The organism is Flavobacterium silvaticum, assembly GCF_012911565.1.
GTDB lineage: Bacteria > Bacteroidota > Bacteroidia > Flavobacteriales > Flavobacteriaceae > Flavobacterium > Flavobacterium silvaticum.
Map to the genome: position 1 here is coordinate 287496 of NZ_JAAMPU010000108.1, position 17090 is coordinate 304585.

Genomic DNA, 17090 nt, shown 5'->3' on the forward strand with positions numbered 1-17090 from the left:
AAACATCGTGAAGCCCGTTTTTACAGCGGGCTTTATATTTTAAGACAATTCTAACCCAAAGACTCCGTTAAACCATTTACCTTGCCTTGCTTCTATGAAGCCGACCAAAAAAATTAATTGATGGAACTTTCTGTTTTGTGGTCTTTACGGCTTGGATTCTCATCGGCCGAAGCAAAAAAAATCGAATCGGCTGGCCTGAAGCGATTCCTTGAAGATTCTTTTTCATCATCATTTGACAACAGCCTGCCCGATTTTTTACAGGATCAGCCCAAATCAATAAAGGAATGGAAAGAGTTCCGAAAAAAAATCAAGGAATCTGACCCCGAAACCCGCAAACGCGAATTGCTCAGGGAAATTAACAAAATCAACGAAGTAAAATTGTGGTGGCTCGAAAAAATGGTCGCCGCAGATTATCCGCTTAGGGAAAAAATGGTCGGTTTCTGGCAGAATCATTTTGTGGTCAGTTCCGCCAAAGTACCGGTCAATTACTGGCTGTTTCAATATAATTCCTTGTTGCGTGAAAATGCATTCGGAAACTTTCGTGAGCTGACCAAAAAAGTAGTGAAATCGAATGCTATGGTCCATTATCTGGACAATACTGACAATCGCCGCGGCAAACTCAACGAAAACCTGAGTCGTGAATTGCTGGAATTGTTTACGTTAGGCATTGGCAATTATTCTGAAGACGACATAAAAAACGGCGCCAAAGGACTCGCAGGCCTCACTCCGGGAGATGAGACTGCGGTATACAGGCCTTTATTGGCCGACAATGAACCCTTTACTTATCTGGGAAAAACAGCAGCATTCAAATCTGATGCGATGATCGATCAGATTTTTGAACAACCTCAAATTCCATATCTGCTTACCCGTAAAATCCTGAAATGGTTCATTTATGACAATCCCGATGAAAAACTGGTTACATATTACGGTGATTATTTCCGGAAATCAGATTTCGAAATCAAACCGCTTCTGGTAAAAATCTGTACCGAAGAATTCCAGAAACCGAATGTCGCCATGAGAATAAAAGATCCGCTTACATACATTCTGCAATTGTATAATGAGCTCGAAGTCGCTAAACCCAATCTGGCACTCACAGGACTTTTCCTTAAAAAACAAGGCATGGACTTACTGAATCCGCCGAGTGTAAAAGGCTGGGATGGCGGCAGAAGCTGGCTTACAGGCCAAATCCTGCTACAACGGTATCAGGTTGCCGATTTACTCTGCCTGGGCAAAAACATCAAAGGGAAAGCGATCATTCCCAACGAAAATGGCGGCTTTTCCAGAAAACTAACTTGGGAAAAAGGCGATAATAAAAAAGTGATCTCAGAACTCTCAGGCCGGCTTTTATGCCAAACGGATGCAGATTCTGAAGCCGATTTTGAAAAACTGCTCCCCTACGATTTCAATCCGGATGATGAAAGCGCCGACAGCGCCGTCCTGCGACTTTTCAATGCCATGATAAAAACCCCTGAATTCCAAATTATTTAGACCATGGATCGCAGAAAATTTTTAACCCTGACAGGAACATTTACCGGAGGCTTGCTCGTTTTGCCAGATTTCCTGTATTCTTATTCCATGCAACCGGGTCTTGTGACCGGCGGGGAATGCGTGGTTTTTTTGCAGCTTAACGGCGGAAACGACGGGCTGAATACCTTCATACCTTATTTGGATGACAGGTATTACGATGCCAGGCGAAACATAGCCATTCCAAAAAATGAAGTTATCGTCTCGCAAAATGGAATGGGTTTCCATCCTACGCTCAAAGGATTGAGTCAGATTCAGCAGAACGGACATCTGGCAGTTTTACAAAATGTAGGCTATCCGCATCCGGTGCGATCTCACTTCAGGAGCAGGGAAATATGGCAGACAGGTTCCGGAAGTGATGAATATATCAACGAAGGCTGGCTGGGCAGATATCTTGACGTCCAGTGCAAAGACCATCATAATCCCATAGGCGCCATAAACATTGACAGCATTGACAACCTGGCTCTTCGCGGTTTCGACCCCAACAGCATGACCATTCGCGATCCGAAAGTTTTCCAGAGCCGCAATGTCGCTTCAGATGATACGATTTCGTTGTCGGGAAATCCTCAACTCGATTTTGTCAGAAGGCTGGCCGGATCCGTTTCAGAAGGAGCCGATGATGTACAGAAAGCTATTGCTAATGCGCCTCAGCCTGATGCATCGTATCCGAAAAATCCGTTTGGAAAAAACCTGGAATGGATTGCCAAACTAATCAAAGGCAAACTCAATTCACGGGTTTATTATACTTCCATTGGTGGTTTTGACACGCACGACACACAGATTCCATTGCATCGGAATGCGCTAAAAATGGTAGACGATGGCGTTTTCAGTTTTTATCAGGACATGAAATCTGCCGGATTATTGTCTCAGATAACTCTTGTGATATTCTCAGAATTCGGAAGGCGCGTACACGATAACGGACGCGGAACGGATCATGGAACGGCGGCTCCCATGTTCGTCATTGGCGGAAACAACAGCGGAAAAATCATCGGTAATAATCCTGACCTGGCCGATTTGGACAACGGCGATTTGAAACACTCGATTGACTTCAGGAGTGTTTATTCGGCAATATTGAAACAGAAGTTACAGTTTGACGCTTCTAAAATAGGAATCGACAATGCTTCCGTAAAAGGTCTTTTTGAATGATTTAAACAGAAATATTTAAAAATCAATCGGTTGACATTAAATATCCCTATTATTGGGGATATTTTTTTTTTGCTTTTTTGGGATATTTGAGGAAACAAAACAAACATCATGAGAAAAATTATTCTATTGACAGCCTTGTGCATGGGATTGTATTCATGCAAAAAAGACCCGCAAACTGATACTAAAAAAGCAAAAACTGCTTTGGAGATTATGCAGACAGACTGTTCCATTCCCACTCAAGAAACAAGCTTGGGTAAATATCAAAGCCGGGGACAGGTTATTGGTGATTCTATCAAATTAACAATGCGTATACCTGCAAAAAATGATAAAGGGGAATTATTGGTTTTCGACACATTACGTTGGATATCCCCTAACCCTCATCTGCTCATCGTTTATATTAAAGCTAAAGCCAAACAACTCAATGGAAATATGGTAGATGACGATGAATGTATTAAAGATTCAACATTGACCTCCATAACGTTTACAAAAAAGTTCAAGGAAATTGAAAATTTCGGAAGTGATTTAGATGTCCAAAACGATATTAATGTAATTGTCCACCACAGTGATAAAGTAGATATCGAAGATGTACTTATGCATGCCAAAAAACCGTGCAAATGTGAAGTCAAATGTGAATCCGAAGTTTATTATGCCTATAAAAAGAAAGATTCTGTACTAGTTCTTAAACCCCGAAAATTCTGTACGGGAGTCGTTACCCATACTACACAATGAGAAAAAAGTTTTTACTACCATTTTGTTTGTGCTTTTTCCCGATTTATTCTCAATCGTGGGAAAAAGCACAATTTTATTTTAAAAAAAAGGATTTTTATAACTGTAAAACTGCTTTGTTGAACCTAGATCCGGATAAATTCGAAGATTTGAAGAAAGCAGAATATTACCACTTGCTGGCTTTAACGAATACCAATTTGAATTATGGTGACCAAGCTGTGCGTAATTTCCTTGAAAGCCGACAAATATATATTGAAAATGGTTTGGAAGAAAAGGTTGCCGAAACAAATCTGGATCTTGCCAACCTATTATTGACAATGGAAGGCGAAAACAGAATGTATAAGTCTTACCTGAATGAATTTGCATCTTATTCGCGCAAGTCAAAATTACCCATAAATTTTGTCAAACTTTATAAATCCATGGGTACGGCTGATCTTTTTGATGGAAAGTTCACAACAGCCATGCAGCACTTCCGCAAGGCACTCGAATATAATAGAATATCTCGGGACAGCCTACTTGAATCCACAATACGTTGCAATATGGCAATTGTCTACTCTGACATTATTGAACTTCCCGAAAGTTCGGCAGTATGTATAGCGGAAGCCAAACGTTTCAGACCCAAAAATGATTCGGGGACTCTTTGTAATATTCTTATCAATGAATCCTCACTTTATCGTTCACTTGGAAAATATAAAATCGCTCTTGATAAACTTTTTGAAGCCAAGGCTGTACCATTACCAAAATATGAACGAAAGACGAGGCTCGTAATCCTTGAAAATATATCAAGTCTTTTTGATAGCATTGGCAACTATGAAAAAGCGCTGGAATATCGAAATCAATACGTCAAAGTCAATGAAAATCTTGGTGAAATAGGCCAAACACTTTACATCAACAACCTGATAAACCGATTAGCTGTAAAGGAACGTGAATCTGAAAACCTTCGCCTCAAAATAGCAACATATTCCATAGCGGCAACCTTAGGCGGTATCATCATCATCTCCTTCATCACCTACAAAAACATCACCCGCAAAAGAAAGCTCGCCGAGCAACAAAAAATCATCGAGACCCAACGGCTTGAAAACAAAATCAGTGAGCAGGAATTGCAGCACATTGATAAAATGCTCGAAACCCAGGAAAAAGAAAGACAGCGTATTGCAGATGAACTCCATGACGACCTCGGAAGCATGCTCGCCACTTTGAAGATGAATTTCCAACATTTGGAACTACGTGAAGATTTGGCATCTGCCGAAAAAAAATGGCTCGAAAGAACAGACGAACTCATAGACCAAACCTACCAGAAAGTCCGTAGTATTTCGCATTTGAAAAATCTTGGCGTGGCGGCCAGTGAAGGGCTTTTGCAATCTGTCAACCGAATGGCGGAGAAAATGTCCATTCCGGGAAGCTTACAGGTAAACGTCATTCCATTCGGGTTGACCAACAGGCTGGAGAACACAACAGAAGTCACTTTATTCCGCATCATCATGGAACTGTGTACCAATGCCATGAAGTATGCATCGGCGAGTGAAATCAACATATATCTGAACCAGCACGAAGACGAATCGCTCAACATTCTCATTGAAGATAACGGCAAAGGTTTCGATGTATCTGAAATCACGAGAAAAGACGGCATCGGCCTCAAAAACATAGAAAAGAAAATAGAGCAACTCGGCGGGACATTCACAATTGATTCAACTCCCGGGAGCGGAACAACACTTATAATCGATTTACCTATATGATCACAATCGCCATCGCCGAAGACCATCAGTCGCTGATTGACGGAATACGTCTTTACATTGAACCGGAAGACGATATGCACATTGTAGGAGAAGCCAATGACGGTGAAAAATTGATTGAGCTCGTGCGGTTGAAACAACCCAGAATTGTCATAACAGATATAAGGATGCCAAAATGCGACGGTATCGCAGCCACCAAAATCATCAAAAAAGAATTTCCGCACACCAGCGTAATCGCCTTTAGCATGTTTGACCAGCCTGAAGCCGTGAGCCAAATGAAACAAGCGGGCGCCAGCGGATATATCATGAAAAATTCCCCGTTAAAAAAGCTGCTCGAAGCGATTCGGGCTGTTGCCGTAAACAAAGAATTCTACGATGATTCCATTTCAGCCAAAAACGAACACACGAAAGAAGAAATCCTGCTGAGCCAGCGTGAACGCGAAATTTTAAGGTTGATTGGCGAAGGAATGACATCGATGGAAATTGCAAACACTTTGTTCATTGGAAAGACAACGGTCGATACACATAGAAAAAACATTCTTCGCAAAATACAGATACACGGAAAAACAGATCTGATCCGGTTCGCTGTAGAACGCAAATACGATTTCAATTCGTAAACCAAGATTCCTGCACTTTTGTATAGTTTGTTACCTGGCGGTTAGCAAGCCTTAACCCAAATTTTGGTTTATTACGGAGACGGTTGCGTAACTTTGCTTTATGTCTAAAATTAACCTCTCGGTCCTGGACCAATCCCAGATAAGACGCGGTTCGAATGCCGCCGAAGCACTTTTGGAATCCGGAAAATTGGCCCAACTCGCAGAACAACTCGATTACGTAAGGTTCTGGGTTTCGGAACACCATAATTTCAAACTAGTGGCCGGAACAGCTCCCGAAGTACTTATTCCCTATCTCGCTTCTTTAACCAAAAAGCTGCGCATCGGTTCGGGCGGAATCATGTTGCCGAATCACAGCACCCTCAAAATGGCTGAAAATTTTGGCATCCTTTCCACACTTTTTCCGGGAAGGATCGATCTTGGAATCGGGCGCGCACCAGGAGGCGACAGACTTTCGGCTTATCTGCTCAATCCGTCGAATACGTTCAGCGAAGCCGATTTCCTTCAGCAATTGAAAGACATCCAGGCTTTTCTTTCGGGAAGCCAGGAAGATGGCAGCGTCATGGAAAAAGTACAGGCATATCCGCAACCCGAGATTTTACCCGAATACTGGCTGCTGACTTCAAGTGGCGGAAGCGCCCAATTTGCGGCACATTTGGGAATGGGGCTTTCTTTCGCACACTTCATCAACCCGAACGGAGGCGATGAAACAGCCGAATTCTATCGACACAATTTCAAACCGTCGGAATATCTTACTGAACCCAAAGTCAATGTCGGGATTTTTGGATTCTGTTCTGAAGATGAAGAAAAAGTGCGGGATTGGATCACCGATTTCCAGTTTCGGATGTTGTTCATAGAAATGGGCGGACAAGGGGAATTCCCATCGTTGGAGCAAATCAAAAAAATGTCTTTTACATTGCAACAGCAAGCGCGGATGGTGTATAACAAAGGTCGTTTCATTGCCGGAACGCCGGATCAGATGAAAGCCGAATTGAACAAACTTTCGGAGAAATACGAAACCGACGAAATCATGATTGCTACACCTGCCGAAAGCTGGGAAGACCGCAAAAAATCGTACGAACTTTTCAAATCTGTAGTATGAAAGTTTTTACCGACAGGGAATTCGGGCCTGCCGACAGTGAAATACAGTCATGGCAAAAAGCGAGCTTAGACCAATGTGTTTTGAGGAACTGTGATTTCGCAACGCTGGATTTGACAGGTTCCGAATTTGAAAACTGTGAATTCATATCATGCAATTTTAGCAATGCCAAATGCCGAGGAACTGCTTTCAGGGATTGTTCGTTTTCCGAATCGAAATTACTTGGTTTCCGATTCGACCTTTGCGACGCATTCGGCCTTCAGGTTTCATTCGATTCGTGTCAGCTTGACCACGCTTCATTCTACAAATGCCGGCTGCCAAAAACAAAATTCCTCAATTCAAGGCTGATACAAACAGATTTGAGTGAAGCCGATTTCTTCGGTTCTGATTTTTCCGGTTCCGATATGAACCAGGCTGTTTTTGACCGGACGAATCTGGAACAATGTGACTTTAGATCTGCATCTGGCTACACTATTGACCCGACAAATAATAAACTGAAAAAGGCAAAATTCTCACAGTCGGGAATTGCGGGACTTTTGTCTCAGTTTCAAATTTCGATTGAACCTTAAATTTAATGTACTTTTTGTTAACCCCATAGCGCGCTGAAGTCAATCCATCAGTATCTTCGCGGCCGCAATGGAACAAAGACAAAACAAACTGAAAGGCGCATTTTTAGTCGCATTGGGCGCAAGCAGTTACGGCATGCTGGCGACTTTTGTAAAAATGGCGTATCACGACATCGGAATTTCAGGTTTACCGTTCACCTCGGCAGAAGTCATTACATCACAATTTGCCCTCGGACTGATAGGTGTTTCTAGTATCAATGCCATTTCCCGACGCAAAAAGCCAACTCCAAAACCGGCTTCAAAAGACATTCGTCAATTGATGCTGGCCGGAACTTCAATGGGCTTGACTAGTGTTTTTTATTACCTCGCGGTTAAGTTTATCCCTGTGTCTATAGGGATCGTGTTGCTCATGCAAACGGTCTGGATGGCGGTTTTGCTCGAGGCGATATTGGACAAAAAGCGGCCATCCGTTATCAAAATAGTATCGGTCATACTTGTACTTGCGGGAACCGTTCTGGCGGCAAAATTAAGTTCGGATTTGGATAAACTCGACTGGCGTGGGCTTCTTTTGGGCCTTTGTGCCGCGGCATCATTTACGGCGACCATGTTTTCTGCCAACCGGATTGCATTAGATCTGGACGCGGGCCGACGCAGTTTCTACATGCTATGTGGTGGTGCCGTAATCGTACTCTTGTTCGCATTGGCTACGCAACGCACGCCCTACAATTTTGATATTTTTTATAAATGGGGTATCCTGCTGTCTGTCTTCGGGACTATTTTGCCTCCTTATTTACTCAATGCGGGTTTTCCGAAAACGGGAATCGGGCTTGGCAGTATCGTTTCGGCACTTGAACTTCCTGTATCTGTTGGAATGGCCTGGCTTTTTTTACAGGAATCCGTAAGTCCGGTTCAATGGATTGGCATATCGATAATACTTTTTGCTATCGTACTGATGAATTACAAATCAATTGATTAACCTCATAAAACCATCGTTCCACCTCATTTTTCTTTCACAAATACCGCTTCGGTGAAAGCCAGACATTCTTTTTTTTCGTAACCAAAAGAATTGAACTATTTTAGAAACTCCAAAAACAAACAACAAGATGAAAAGCCTGTCCCTAAAAAACAGGATAGATATCAGCTTTGGCGTGGTCTTACTGATATTCGCCGTCCTGGTCTATGCCACTTATAATCGCGCGCGCGCAGTCACGGCAAACCGCAAGATTATAGTAGAAACGTACACTACGAACACCGTACTTGAAAAAATCCTTTCAAATACCATCGATATCGAAACCGGCGTGCGTGGATATACCATTACGGGAAAAGACAACTTCCTTGACATTTATAATTCCGGAAAGACCAAGCTCAAAATGTGGCAGGATTCCTTGCAGCGGTTGAAGAAGAATTCGCCGGATGAACATCCACACATCGAGAAGATTTATCAGCTTATCGAAGACAAAAAAGCCTTTACCGATCTTATCCTCGAAACCGGAAAGAACAAAGATTTGAAACAGGCCGCCGAATTGGTCGGAACCGGAAAAGGGAAACTCATCATGGATTCGATCCGCGATGCCATTGCCGAATACCAGTCCCAACAAGTTGCCTTACTTTCAAGCAAATTGGCCGAAACAGACCAAAATGTCAATCAGCGCAACATAAACTTTTTCTTGTTTGCAGGCATCACGTTGATCCTGATATTCCTGGGCTACAGACGTATTCGCAGAAGTGCCAAAATCATTATGAAAGACAATGTAATACAAAAGACATTGACCGACGAGTTGGCCTTCCAGAACCGCCAGCTTAATGATTTCGCCAACATCACTTCACACAATATGCGTTCGAGTGCGGCGAACATGACGGCTTTGATTTCAATGGTCGAAGAAGACAGCACGGTTGAGGAATACTGGAATATTTTCAGCATGCTCAAAAAAGTAGCGCAGAACCTCAACGACTCCCTCAACGAACTGATTGAAGTGATCCGCGTTAAAAAAAGTGTCGAAATCCAGAAAGAAATCGTAACTTTTGAGGATGTTTTCACCAAGGTTACCGAAACGCTCCAAGGTGATATACTGACGGCAAATGCCACGATCACATCTGATTTTAGCGCTGCCCAACATGTGGCTTTTTCAAAAGTATATCTGGAAAGTACGCTTCAGAATTTAATCGGGAATGCCATGAAGTATAAATCGCCTGACCGCGACCCTGTGATTAAAGTGTATACTGAAGTATCTAACGGCCAGGTCGTGTTGCATGTAAAAGACAACGGCCTCGGAATCGATCTCAAACGCCACGGCGACAAGGTTTTCGGGATGTACCAAATGTTCCATAAACACCCGGATGCCAAAGGGATTGGGTTGTTTTTGACCAAAGCGCAAATCGAGAACCTCGACGGCAAGATTTCGGTAAGCAGCGACGGCCATAGCGGAACGACATTCAGCGTGCGGTTTGCAAAATAAAAGAAATGGATAGCATTATTGCCTATTTTTCTACGATTCCGTCATTGCACAGGGCGCTGATCCTGGCAGGCGGAATCACTGTTTTCTGGCTCACAGAGAACGCTTTTCCGCTTTTTAAGATGGATTACAAAAAATGGCAGCATGCTGGGATAAACATCTTTTTTACGTTCACGACCATTGTGGTCAATTTCCTTCTGGCTTTTGTTTTATTGCTGACGGCACATTGGGTGGCAGAAAACGACTTCGGTTTACTTAACTGGATTTCATCATCGTATCCTTGGATTTATACGATCTTGGGATTGCTGCTTTTAGATCTGATAGGTGCCTGGCTCGCCCATTTTGTGCAGCACAAGGTTCCAGTCTTGTGGCGGTTCCATTTGATACATCATTCAGATACGTGGATCGATACGACTTCGGCCAACAGGCATCATCCGGGAGAAAGCGTGATCCGGTTTTTGTTTACCGTTTTGGCTGTTCTGGTCAGCGGAAGCCCAATGTGGCTGGTATTTTTGTATCAATCTTTGTCGGTGGTCTTTTCACAGTTCACTCATGCCAACCTGCGTCTTCCGGTTGGTTTGGACAGATGGATCAGCTACGTATTTGTTTCGCCGGACATGCATAAGGTGCATCATCATTACCAGTTGCCATATACCGATTCCAACTACGGGAATATTTTTTCAATTTGGGACAGATTGTTCGGTACATTTGAAAAACGCGACCGTGCCGATATTGTCTATGGAATCGATACGCACCATCATCCGTCCGAACACAACAACTTAAAAAAACTTATCGCATTGCCGTTCACCAAATTGCGTAAACCGAACCAACATCAATGAAAAAACTGATACTCCTTCTCGCCTTTTCGGCTATTTTACAAGCCCAAAACGTAAAAGAAATTACCGTAAACAGCATGTGCACGGGAACATTATACACGCCTGAAAAACCACAGAACGATTACCTCGTAATCCTGATTGCAGGCTCAGGCCCGACAGACCGCGACGGAAACCAGCCGCCAAATATGATGAACAATTCACTAAAGATGCTGGCCGAAGCCTTGTCCCAAAGCGGAACTGCCGTATTTGCCTATGACAAACGTATCGTACAGCAAATCAAGCAAAAAACCGCCGATGAGAAGTCGATGCGTTTTGACGATTATATATACGATTGCAAAGAAGCCATCGTGTTTTTCAGGGCAGAATATCCGTACAAGAAAATCATAATCGCCGGACATTCGGAAGGTTCGCTGATTGGGATGGTCGCCGCCAATGAAACCGCCGATGCATTCATTTCATTATCCGGCCCGGCAACATCCATCGACAAAAAAATCACCGAACAAATCGGGAAAAATGCCCCAATGCTAAAAGATGAAGTCGAAAAGGATTTTGCAATCCTTAAAACAGGGCAAACTTTTAAAAACGAAAACCAGATGCTCAACAGTATTTTCCGCGAAACGGTCCAGCCATATATGATTTCGTGGATGAAATACGATCCGGTTGTAGAAATCGCCAAACTTAAAATCCCGGTGCTTATCGTAAACGGCGATAAGGATTTGCAGGTTTTTGTTTCGGATGCGGAAGCACTCAAAAAAGCGGCTCCATCGGCCAAATATGCCATCATCAAAAACATGAACCATGTGCTCAAGACCGTGACAGGGAGCGATGCGGACAATATGGCGACCTACAATAATCCGACTTTACCCATTTCGCCTGAACTCGTTACACAAGTTAACCAATTCTTAAAAGCTATTTAACGCGTAACAATTTTCTATCTTCGCGCACTTATCGGTTCAAAAAATCCAATTAATGAAAAAAATCCTTCTGGCCTTTGTTTGGGCCGCTTCTGTTTACGGTGTTTCGGCCGTTGCCCAAAATAAAGAGACTGTAAAGGCCGCCATCGACCTGAACAATGTCACGAATGACAAAGTACAGGTGACATTGGATGCACCTAAAATGAAATCGGACAAAGCTGTTTTCCACATTCCTAAAACAGTTCCGGGTACGTATTCCACCGACAACTACGGAAAATACATCGACGACCTTAAAGCGTTCGACTCCAAAGGAAAAGCGCTCGAGACCAAAAAAACCGACGATAATTCCTGGGAAATTTCAGGGGCGAAGAAACTGGCAAAAGTGACCTATTTAGTCAACGACACCTACGATATCGAAGACGAACACGATATTTTCTCACCTGCCGGAACAAACATTGATGCCGGGAAGAACTTCATGCTCAACATGCACGGATTTGTCGGGTATTTCCAGGGATTGGATCAGTTGCCTTATGAAGTGACCATTACGCATCCGGCTACACTTTGGGGTGCGACTTCACTGACGGATGACGATAGTTCAGACACCAAAGACCTGTTCAAATATTCGCGCTATTTTGAAGTGGGCGATCACCCGATTATGTATTCCAAGCCGGATTATGTAACGTTCAAAGCCGGAGACATGGAAATCCTTCTTGCTGTGTATTCGCCAAACGGGGCTTTTACAGCAGAATCGCTGAAGCCGGAACTGGAACGCACGATGCAGGCACAGAAAAAATTCCTTGGCAATGTAAATTCAACCAAGAAATATGCAGTATTGCTTTATATGAGCGATATGACCAAGCCTGATGCACAAGGATTCGGGGCGTTGGAACACCATACTTCCACAACTGTGGTTTTCCCGGAAGCGATGCCTAAGGATCAGTTGCTTCCCGCTCTTATCGATACCGTTTCACACGAATTCTTCCATATCGTGACGCCGTTGACGGTCCACGCAGAACAAATCCAGTATTTTGATTATGCCGATCCGAAGATGTCTGAGCATCTATGGATGTACGAAGGAGTTACGGAATATTTCGCGAATTTGTTCCAGGTGAACCAGGGATTGATTTCAGAAGATGATTTCTTCGACAGGATGGCCGGCAAAATCGACCACGCTTCAAAAATGAACGACACCATGTCATTCACCCAAATGAGTGCAAACGTTTTGGTTGAACCGTATAAGGCACAATACCTGAACGTGTATGAAAAAGGCGCGTTGATTGGAATGTGCATCGACATCATCATCCGTGAAAAAAGCAACGGACAGCGTGGCATTCTTGATCTGATGCAGAAACTGTCACGTGAATACGGCATGGACAAACCGTTCAAAGATGCCGATCTTTTTGGAAAAATCACTTCATTGACCTATCCGGAAGTAGGTGAATTCCTCAAAACCTATGTTGCGGGAACGACTCCTATCAATTATGACGAGTTTTTCGCTAAAGTAGGGGTGACCAAGTCGACGCGCAAAGTTCCGGGGAACGTGTTCATCAAAGGGCAACAACCCTTGATTACCGTAAATCCGACAACCAAGGAAATCATCATGATCGAAGGTATCGAACAGACAGATTTTATGAAATCATTGGGGCTTAAAGGTGGCGACATTTTGGTATCTGTAAACGGGACAGCTTACAATCTGGACAACATCTATGATATGCTTATGGGAAGCCAGAGCTGGAAGGAAGACGACGATATTACCATGGTCGTAAAACGCGGCGGTACAGAATCCACACTTAAAGGAAAAGTGAAATTGACATACGAAGAAGCCGTCGGCTACAGAATTTCAGACGAATCGAAAGCACAACTTCGTGAAGCCTGGCTCAAAGGATAATTCCAAATTAGCAACATATTAATCCCCGACACCTCAAAGATGTCGGGGATTTTTTATTTTTGCGCCCGAACCAATGTATATGAAGAAAATTACCACCGTATTTGCCGCAGCTCTATTGTTTGTGGCTTGTCAGAAAGAAGAAAAAAAAGGTAACCTTACCATTACGGGCGACGTGCACGGCCTGAGTAAAGGAACGCTTTATATCAAGCAGAAAAAAGATACCAGCCTTGTTGTCCTGGACAGTATCCAGATTGCCGGCGATTCAAAATTTTCGACAGTGATTGATATTGCCGAGCCTGAAATGCTGTATTTATTCCTGGATCGCGGCACCACGAATTCCATAGACAACAGCCTTGCGTTTTTTGCAGAACCCGGAAAGATGAACATCGACACCAATCTGGAAACGTTTTATGCAAAAGCCAAAATCACCGGGTCGAAGAATCAGGAACTGTACGATAAATTCAAGGTGATCAAGTCACGTTTCGTAGGCCAGGAACTCGAAATTACGGCAAAAGATCTTGAAGCCTTCAAAAACAAAACGACACTGCCGGCAGAAGACAAAGCCAAATATGATGCTTTGATACGCAGGCGTTATTTGTATACCATCAATTTCATCATGACCAATAAAGACAAGGAAATTGCACCTTATCTGGCTATCGTTGAAATACCTGATGCAGGATTGAAATTCATGGATACGATAAACAAATCACTTACGCCGAAAATCGCAAAATCGAAATACGGGAAAATATTTGGGGAATATGTAGCAGAAAGACATAAGACAGAAGATACTGCAGCCAACTCATCCAAATAATTGACAAAAATATAAGGCATAAAAAAAACCACCCGTAAAAAGGTGGTTTTTATTTTGAGCCGATAGAGGGACTCGAACCCACGACCTGCTGATTACAAATCAGCTGCTCTAGCCAGCTGAGCTACACCGGCGACTCAATTGTGGTGCAAATATAAATTCCCGGATTCTATTCTGCAACAAATCCGGGAAAATTTATCATGTTACAAGGCGTTGATTTTGTCAACTAGTTTCTTTGCAGACGTTTCCAACTCGGCAGTAATTGCTTTGAAGTGTGCTTTTTTATTTTCAACACCTTTTGCGTTCACCTTGCGGATCAAATCATCAAAAGCGGTAATCGCCTCATCGATAAGTGCATTGGTTGCAGGTGTCGGTTTTCCGTCGGTTGTCATCTCATGAATGTAAACCGCTTCGATGATGTCACCCAAAACGTAATTGATGTCTTTTTTTAAATTTCTGACATTTGCCATGATAGCTTCTTTTTAAGATTGGCGCAAAAGTACGACAGTTTGGCCAACTAGGAAATATAAATTTCAAGCAAATCTGCCTTTCCGGAAAAGCTGACACCTTTCAAATCGGCCGGAATCAGGATTGTATCTCCCTGATTGTATTGATATTCCGAACCGTTAACCGTCATTGTCGCATTTCCTTTGGCCAGCATGTAAACCGAAAAAGTACCACCTGGAATATCCGATTTATATTCCCCGTCAAGCGGAATAAGGTTGGTCGTAAAATAGGGGCAATCGACCAACGTATTGACCTTATTGGTTTCGTCAGTATGAGACTGCAATGCCGTTGACGCCTTGTAGTTTATGGCATCAAGCGATAGATCGAGGTGCAATTCCCGCTTGTTTCCGTTGGCATCGACCCTGTCGAAATCATAAATTCTGTACGTGATGTCCGATGTCTGTTGGATTTCTGCAATCAAAACGCCGGCACCTATGGCATGGACAGTTCCGGTTTCGAGAAAATATACATCTCCGGCCTTTGCAGGAACGGCTCCAAGAATATCTACGATAGTATTGTTGTGTACATGCGATAAAAATTCCTCGCGATTGGAATCGTGTTTGAAACCGGCAATGATTCTTGAACCTGCATCGGCCTGCATCACATACCACATTTCGGTTTTTCCGAAAGAATGATGGCGCTTTTGGGCCAATTCGTCGTTCGGATGCACCTGTATCGAAAGGTCTTCACGCGCATCGAGGAATTTAAATAATAACGGGAATTCGGCACCGAACTTTTTGTAGACACGTTCGCCCAAAAGCTCCGCCGGATAGTTTTCAATGATTTCCTGAAGTGATTTGCCTTCATAGTCGCCATTTGCAATAACGCTGACGTCGCCTTTTACGGTAGACAATTCCCAGCTTTCGCCGGTTATATTGGATGTTATGGGTTTATTTAGTTCCGATTTTAATTTGGTTCCGCCCCAGATTCTTTCTTTGAGGATGGGTTGGAATTGGAAGGGATAGGATTTGAAGGACATTGATGTTGATGTATTGATTCGTTGATTTGATTTCGGGTTTTTGGAATCAGTTTCCTTTGTAGGTTACAAAATTGCGGGGGGTTTCGTAGAGCTTTACTTCCAGCGATACTTTTGGGTCGACGCGTTTTCGCAGTTTGTTCCAGATGACGTAAGCGATGTGTTCGGCTGTCGGATTCAGATTGGCGAATTCGGGAACATCGAGATTGAGGTTTTTATGGTCGAACGGAATTTCCACTTCTTCGTGAATGATATCGGCCAACATCTTAATATCCATGACATATCCGGTTTCAGGATTGACTTCACCGGTAACACTGACGATGAGTTCGTAATTGTGTCCGTGGAAATTCGCATTGTTGCACTTGCCGAAAACAGCATCGTTCTGTTCAAAAGACCAGTCGCTGCGGTACAACCTGTGGGCTGCGTTGAAATGGGCGTGGCGGGAAACGGTTACTATCATTTGTTTTGGTTAACAGTCAACGGTTAACAGTTAATCTAGTTAGACAATTTATTTTCTTATATTAAAACTTACATTACTATTTGCTAACTACAATATTGTCAGATACAAAATATGCTATCACTATTAAAAAGCCTATTTATTAATTCGATTTTTCAGCCCGAATTTCACCGTTAACTGTTATCTGTTAACTTTTATGCTCTTCCAAAAAGTGATAGAACTCGTCAAAAATAATACGTGCCCATACCGTGTAGATTGCCGGATTAGCTTCCATATCCTGACGCAATTCATCAATGTCCATCCATTTCCAATCGGCGACTTCTTCCGGATTTATAACCGGCGCTCCTTCATAATAGCCAATTAAAACATGATCGAGTTCGTGTTCTGTCAAACCGTTGTCGAAAGGTGCTTTATAGATAAAATGGAACAAATCTTTGAGCGGGACACTAAACCCCATTTCTTCATTAAGTCGTCGCATTCCTGCCTCGGCATTTCCCTCTCCGGGCCTTTGATGGCTGCAGCAGGTATTCGTCCATAACAAAGGCGAATGATATTTATGGGCCGCACGCTGTTGCAACATCACCTGATTTTTATGGTTGAGGATAAAAACAGAAAAGGCCCTGTGCAGCTCCGCCTTTTCATGGGCTTCGAGTTTTGGCATCAAGCCGAGTTCACGATCCTGGGTGTCGACAAGTATTACTTTTTCTTCCTGGTTTTGAGACATAGGCTTCAAAAATACAAAATTGAAAGGCCTTTTTTGGTGTTTTTATGACAAGACATAAGTGTTAAAAATGTAAGAGTACGATAGCCGATTGCATTTTTTGTTTAGTTTTAGAGTCCCAA

At 43.0% G+C, this 17090-nt stretch carries 17 protein-coding genes and 1 tRNA gene; 13 read left to right on the top strand and 5 right to left on the bottom strand.

Annotation, left to right across the window (positions count from 1 at the left end; genetic code table 11):
• Positions 1-120: 120 nt before the first annotated feature.
• From G6047_RS15445 to G6047_RS15505, 13 genes are all read left to right on the top strand, one after another.
• Positions 121-1488 (top strand): DUF1800 domain-containing protein, encoded by a 1368-nt coding sequence (locus G6047_RS15445; protein ID WP_169528525.1) that lies wholly within the window; start codon positions 121-123, stop codon positions 1486-1488.
• Positions 1489-1491: 3 nt separating this feature from the next.
• Complete coding sequence (locus G6047_RS15450) at positions 1492-2670, top strand: DUF1501 domain-containing protein (protein ID WP_169528526.1); 1179 nt, start codon at positions 1492-1494, stop codon at positions 2668-2670.
• A 108-nt stretch (positions 2671-2778) separates the two neighbouring features.
• Positions 2779-3399: a hypothetical protein gene (locus G6047_RS15455; RefSeq protein WP_169528527.1), complete on the top strand. Its 621-nt coding sequence runs from the start codon at positions 2779-2781 to the stop codon at positions 3397-3399.
• 116 nt (positions 3400-3515) lie between these two features.
• Positions 3516-5132, top strand: a complete 1617-nt coding sequence (locus G6047_RS15460; protein ID WP_169528528.1) for a tetratricopeptide repeat-containing sensor histidine kinase — start codon at positions 3516-3518, stop codon at positions 5130-5132.
• On the top strand, positions 5129-5746 hold the full coding sequence (locus tag G6047_RS15465; RefSeq protein WP_169528529.1) for a response regulator: 618 nt from the start codon (positions 5129-5131) through the stop codon (positions 5744-5746). The genes G6047_RS15460 and G6047_RS15465 overlap by 4 nt, the downstream gene beginning before the upstream one ends.
• A gap of 100 nt (positions 5747-5846) precedes the next feature.
• Positions 5847-6845, top strand: coding sequence for an LLM class flavin-dependent oxidoreductase (locus tag G6047_RS15470; protein ID WP_169528530.1), 999 nt, complete (start codon positions 5847-5849; stop codon positions 6843-6845).
• Positions 6842-7411 carry a pentapeptide repeat-containing protein gene (locus tag G6047_RS15475; protein WP_169528531.1) on the top strand — a complete coding sequence of 190 codons (570 nt, stop codon included), beginning with the start codon at positions 6842-6844 and terminating at the stop codon, positions 7409-7411. The genes G6047_RS15470 and G6047_RS15475 overlap by 4 nt, the downstream gene beginning before the upstream one ends.
• A 67-nt stretch (positions 7412-7478) precedes the next feature.
• Positions 7479-8384, top strand: coding sequence for an EamA family transporter (locus G6047_RS15480; RefSeq protein WP_169528532.1), 906 nt, complete (start codon positions 7479-7481; stop codon positions 8382-8384).
• 127 nt (positions 8385-8511) lie between these two features.
• Positions 8512-9864 carry a sensor histidine kinase gene (locus tag G6047_RS15485; RefSeq protein WP_169528533.1) on the top strand — a complete coding sequence of 451 codons (1353 nt, stop codon included), beginning with the start codon at positions 8512-8514 and terminating at the stop codon, positions 9862-9864.
• 5 nt (positions 9865-9869) lie between these two features.
• Positions 9870-10700: a sterol desaturase family protein gene (locus G6047_RS15490; protein WP_169528534.1), complete on the top strand. Its 831-nt coding sequence runs from the start codon at positions 9870-9872 to the stop codon at positions 10698-10700.
• Positions 10697-11614, top strand: coding sequence for an alpha/beta hydrolase family protein (locus tag G6047_RS15495; RefSeq protein ID WP_169528535.1), 918 nt, complete (start codon positions 10697-10699; stop codon positions 11612-11614). The genes G6047_RS15490 and G6047_RS15495 overlap by 4 nt, the downstream gene beginning before the upstream one ends.
• A 52-nt stretch (positions 11615-11666) precedes the next feature.
• A complete protein-coding gene (locus G6047_RS15500; RefSeq protein WP_169528536.1) occupies positions 11667-13499 on the top strand; it encodes a M61 family metallopeptidase in 1833 nt (610 codons plus the stop codon).
• Between the two features lie 79 nt (positions 13500-13578).
• Positions 13579-14310, top strand: a complete 732-nt coding sequence (locus G6047_RS15505) for a DUF4369 domain-containing protein (protein WP_169528537.1) — start codon at positions 13579-13581, stop codon at positions 14308-14310.
• A 57-nt stretch (positions 14311-14367) separates the two neighbouring features.
• Here the strand turns inward: G6047_RS15505 and G6047_RS15510 are convergent.
• The 5 genes from G6047_RS15510 to idi form a co-directional block, all read right to left on the bottom strand.
• A tRNA-Thr gene (locus G6047_RS15510) sits at positions 14368-14441 on the bottom strand.
• A 69-nt stretch (positions 14442-14510) separates the two neighbouring features.
• Positions 14511-14777 carry a hypothetical protein gene (locus tag G6047_RS15515; RefSeq protein ID WP_169528538.1) on the bottom strand — a complete coding sequence of 89 codons (267 nt, stop codon included), beginning with the start codon at positions 14775-14777 and terminating at the stop codon, positions 14511-14513.
• 47 nt (positions 14778-14824) lie between these two features.
• Complete coding sequence (locus tag G6047_RS15520; RefSeq protein ID WP_169528539.1) at positions 14825-15793, bottom strand: type I phosphomannose isomerase catalytic subunit; 969 nt, start codon at positions 15791-15793, stop codon at positions 14825-14827.
• A gap of 46 nt (positions 15794-15839) precedes the next feature.
• A complete protein-coding gene (locus G6047_RS15525) occupies positions 15840-16250 on the bottom strand; it encodes a 6-pyruvoyl trahydropterin synthase family protein (protein WP_169528540.1) in 411 nt (136 codons plus the stop codon).
• A 184-nt stretch (positions 16251-16434) separates the two neighbouring features.
• A complete protein-coding gene (idi, locus tag G6047_RS15530; protein ID WP_169528768.1) occupies positions 16435-16971 on the bottom strand; it encodes an isopentenyl-diphosphate Delta-isomerase in 537 nt (178 codons plus the stop codon).
• Between the last annotated feature and the right edge of the window lie 119 nt (positions 16972-17090).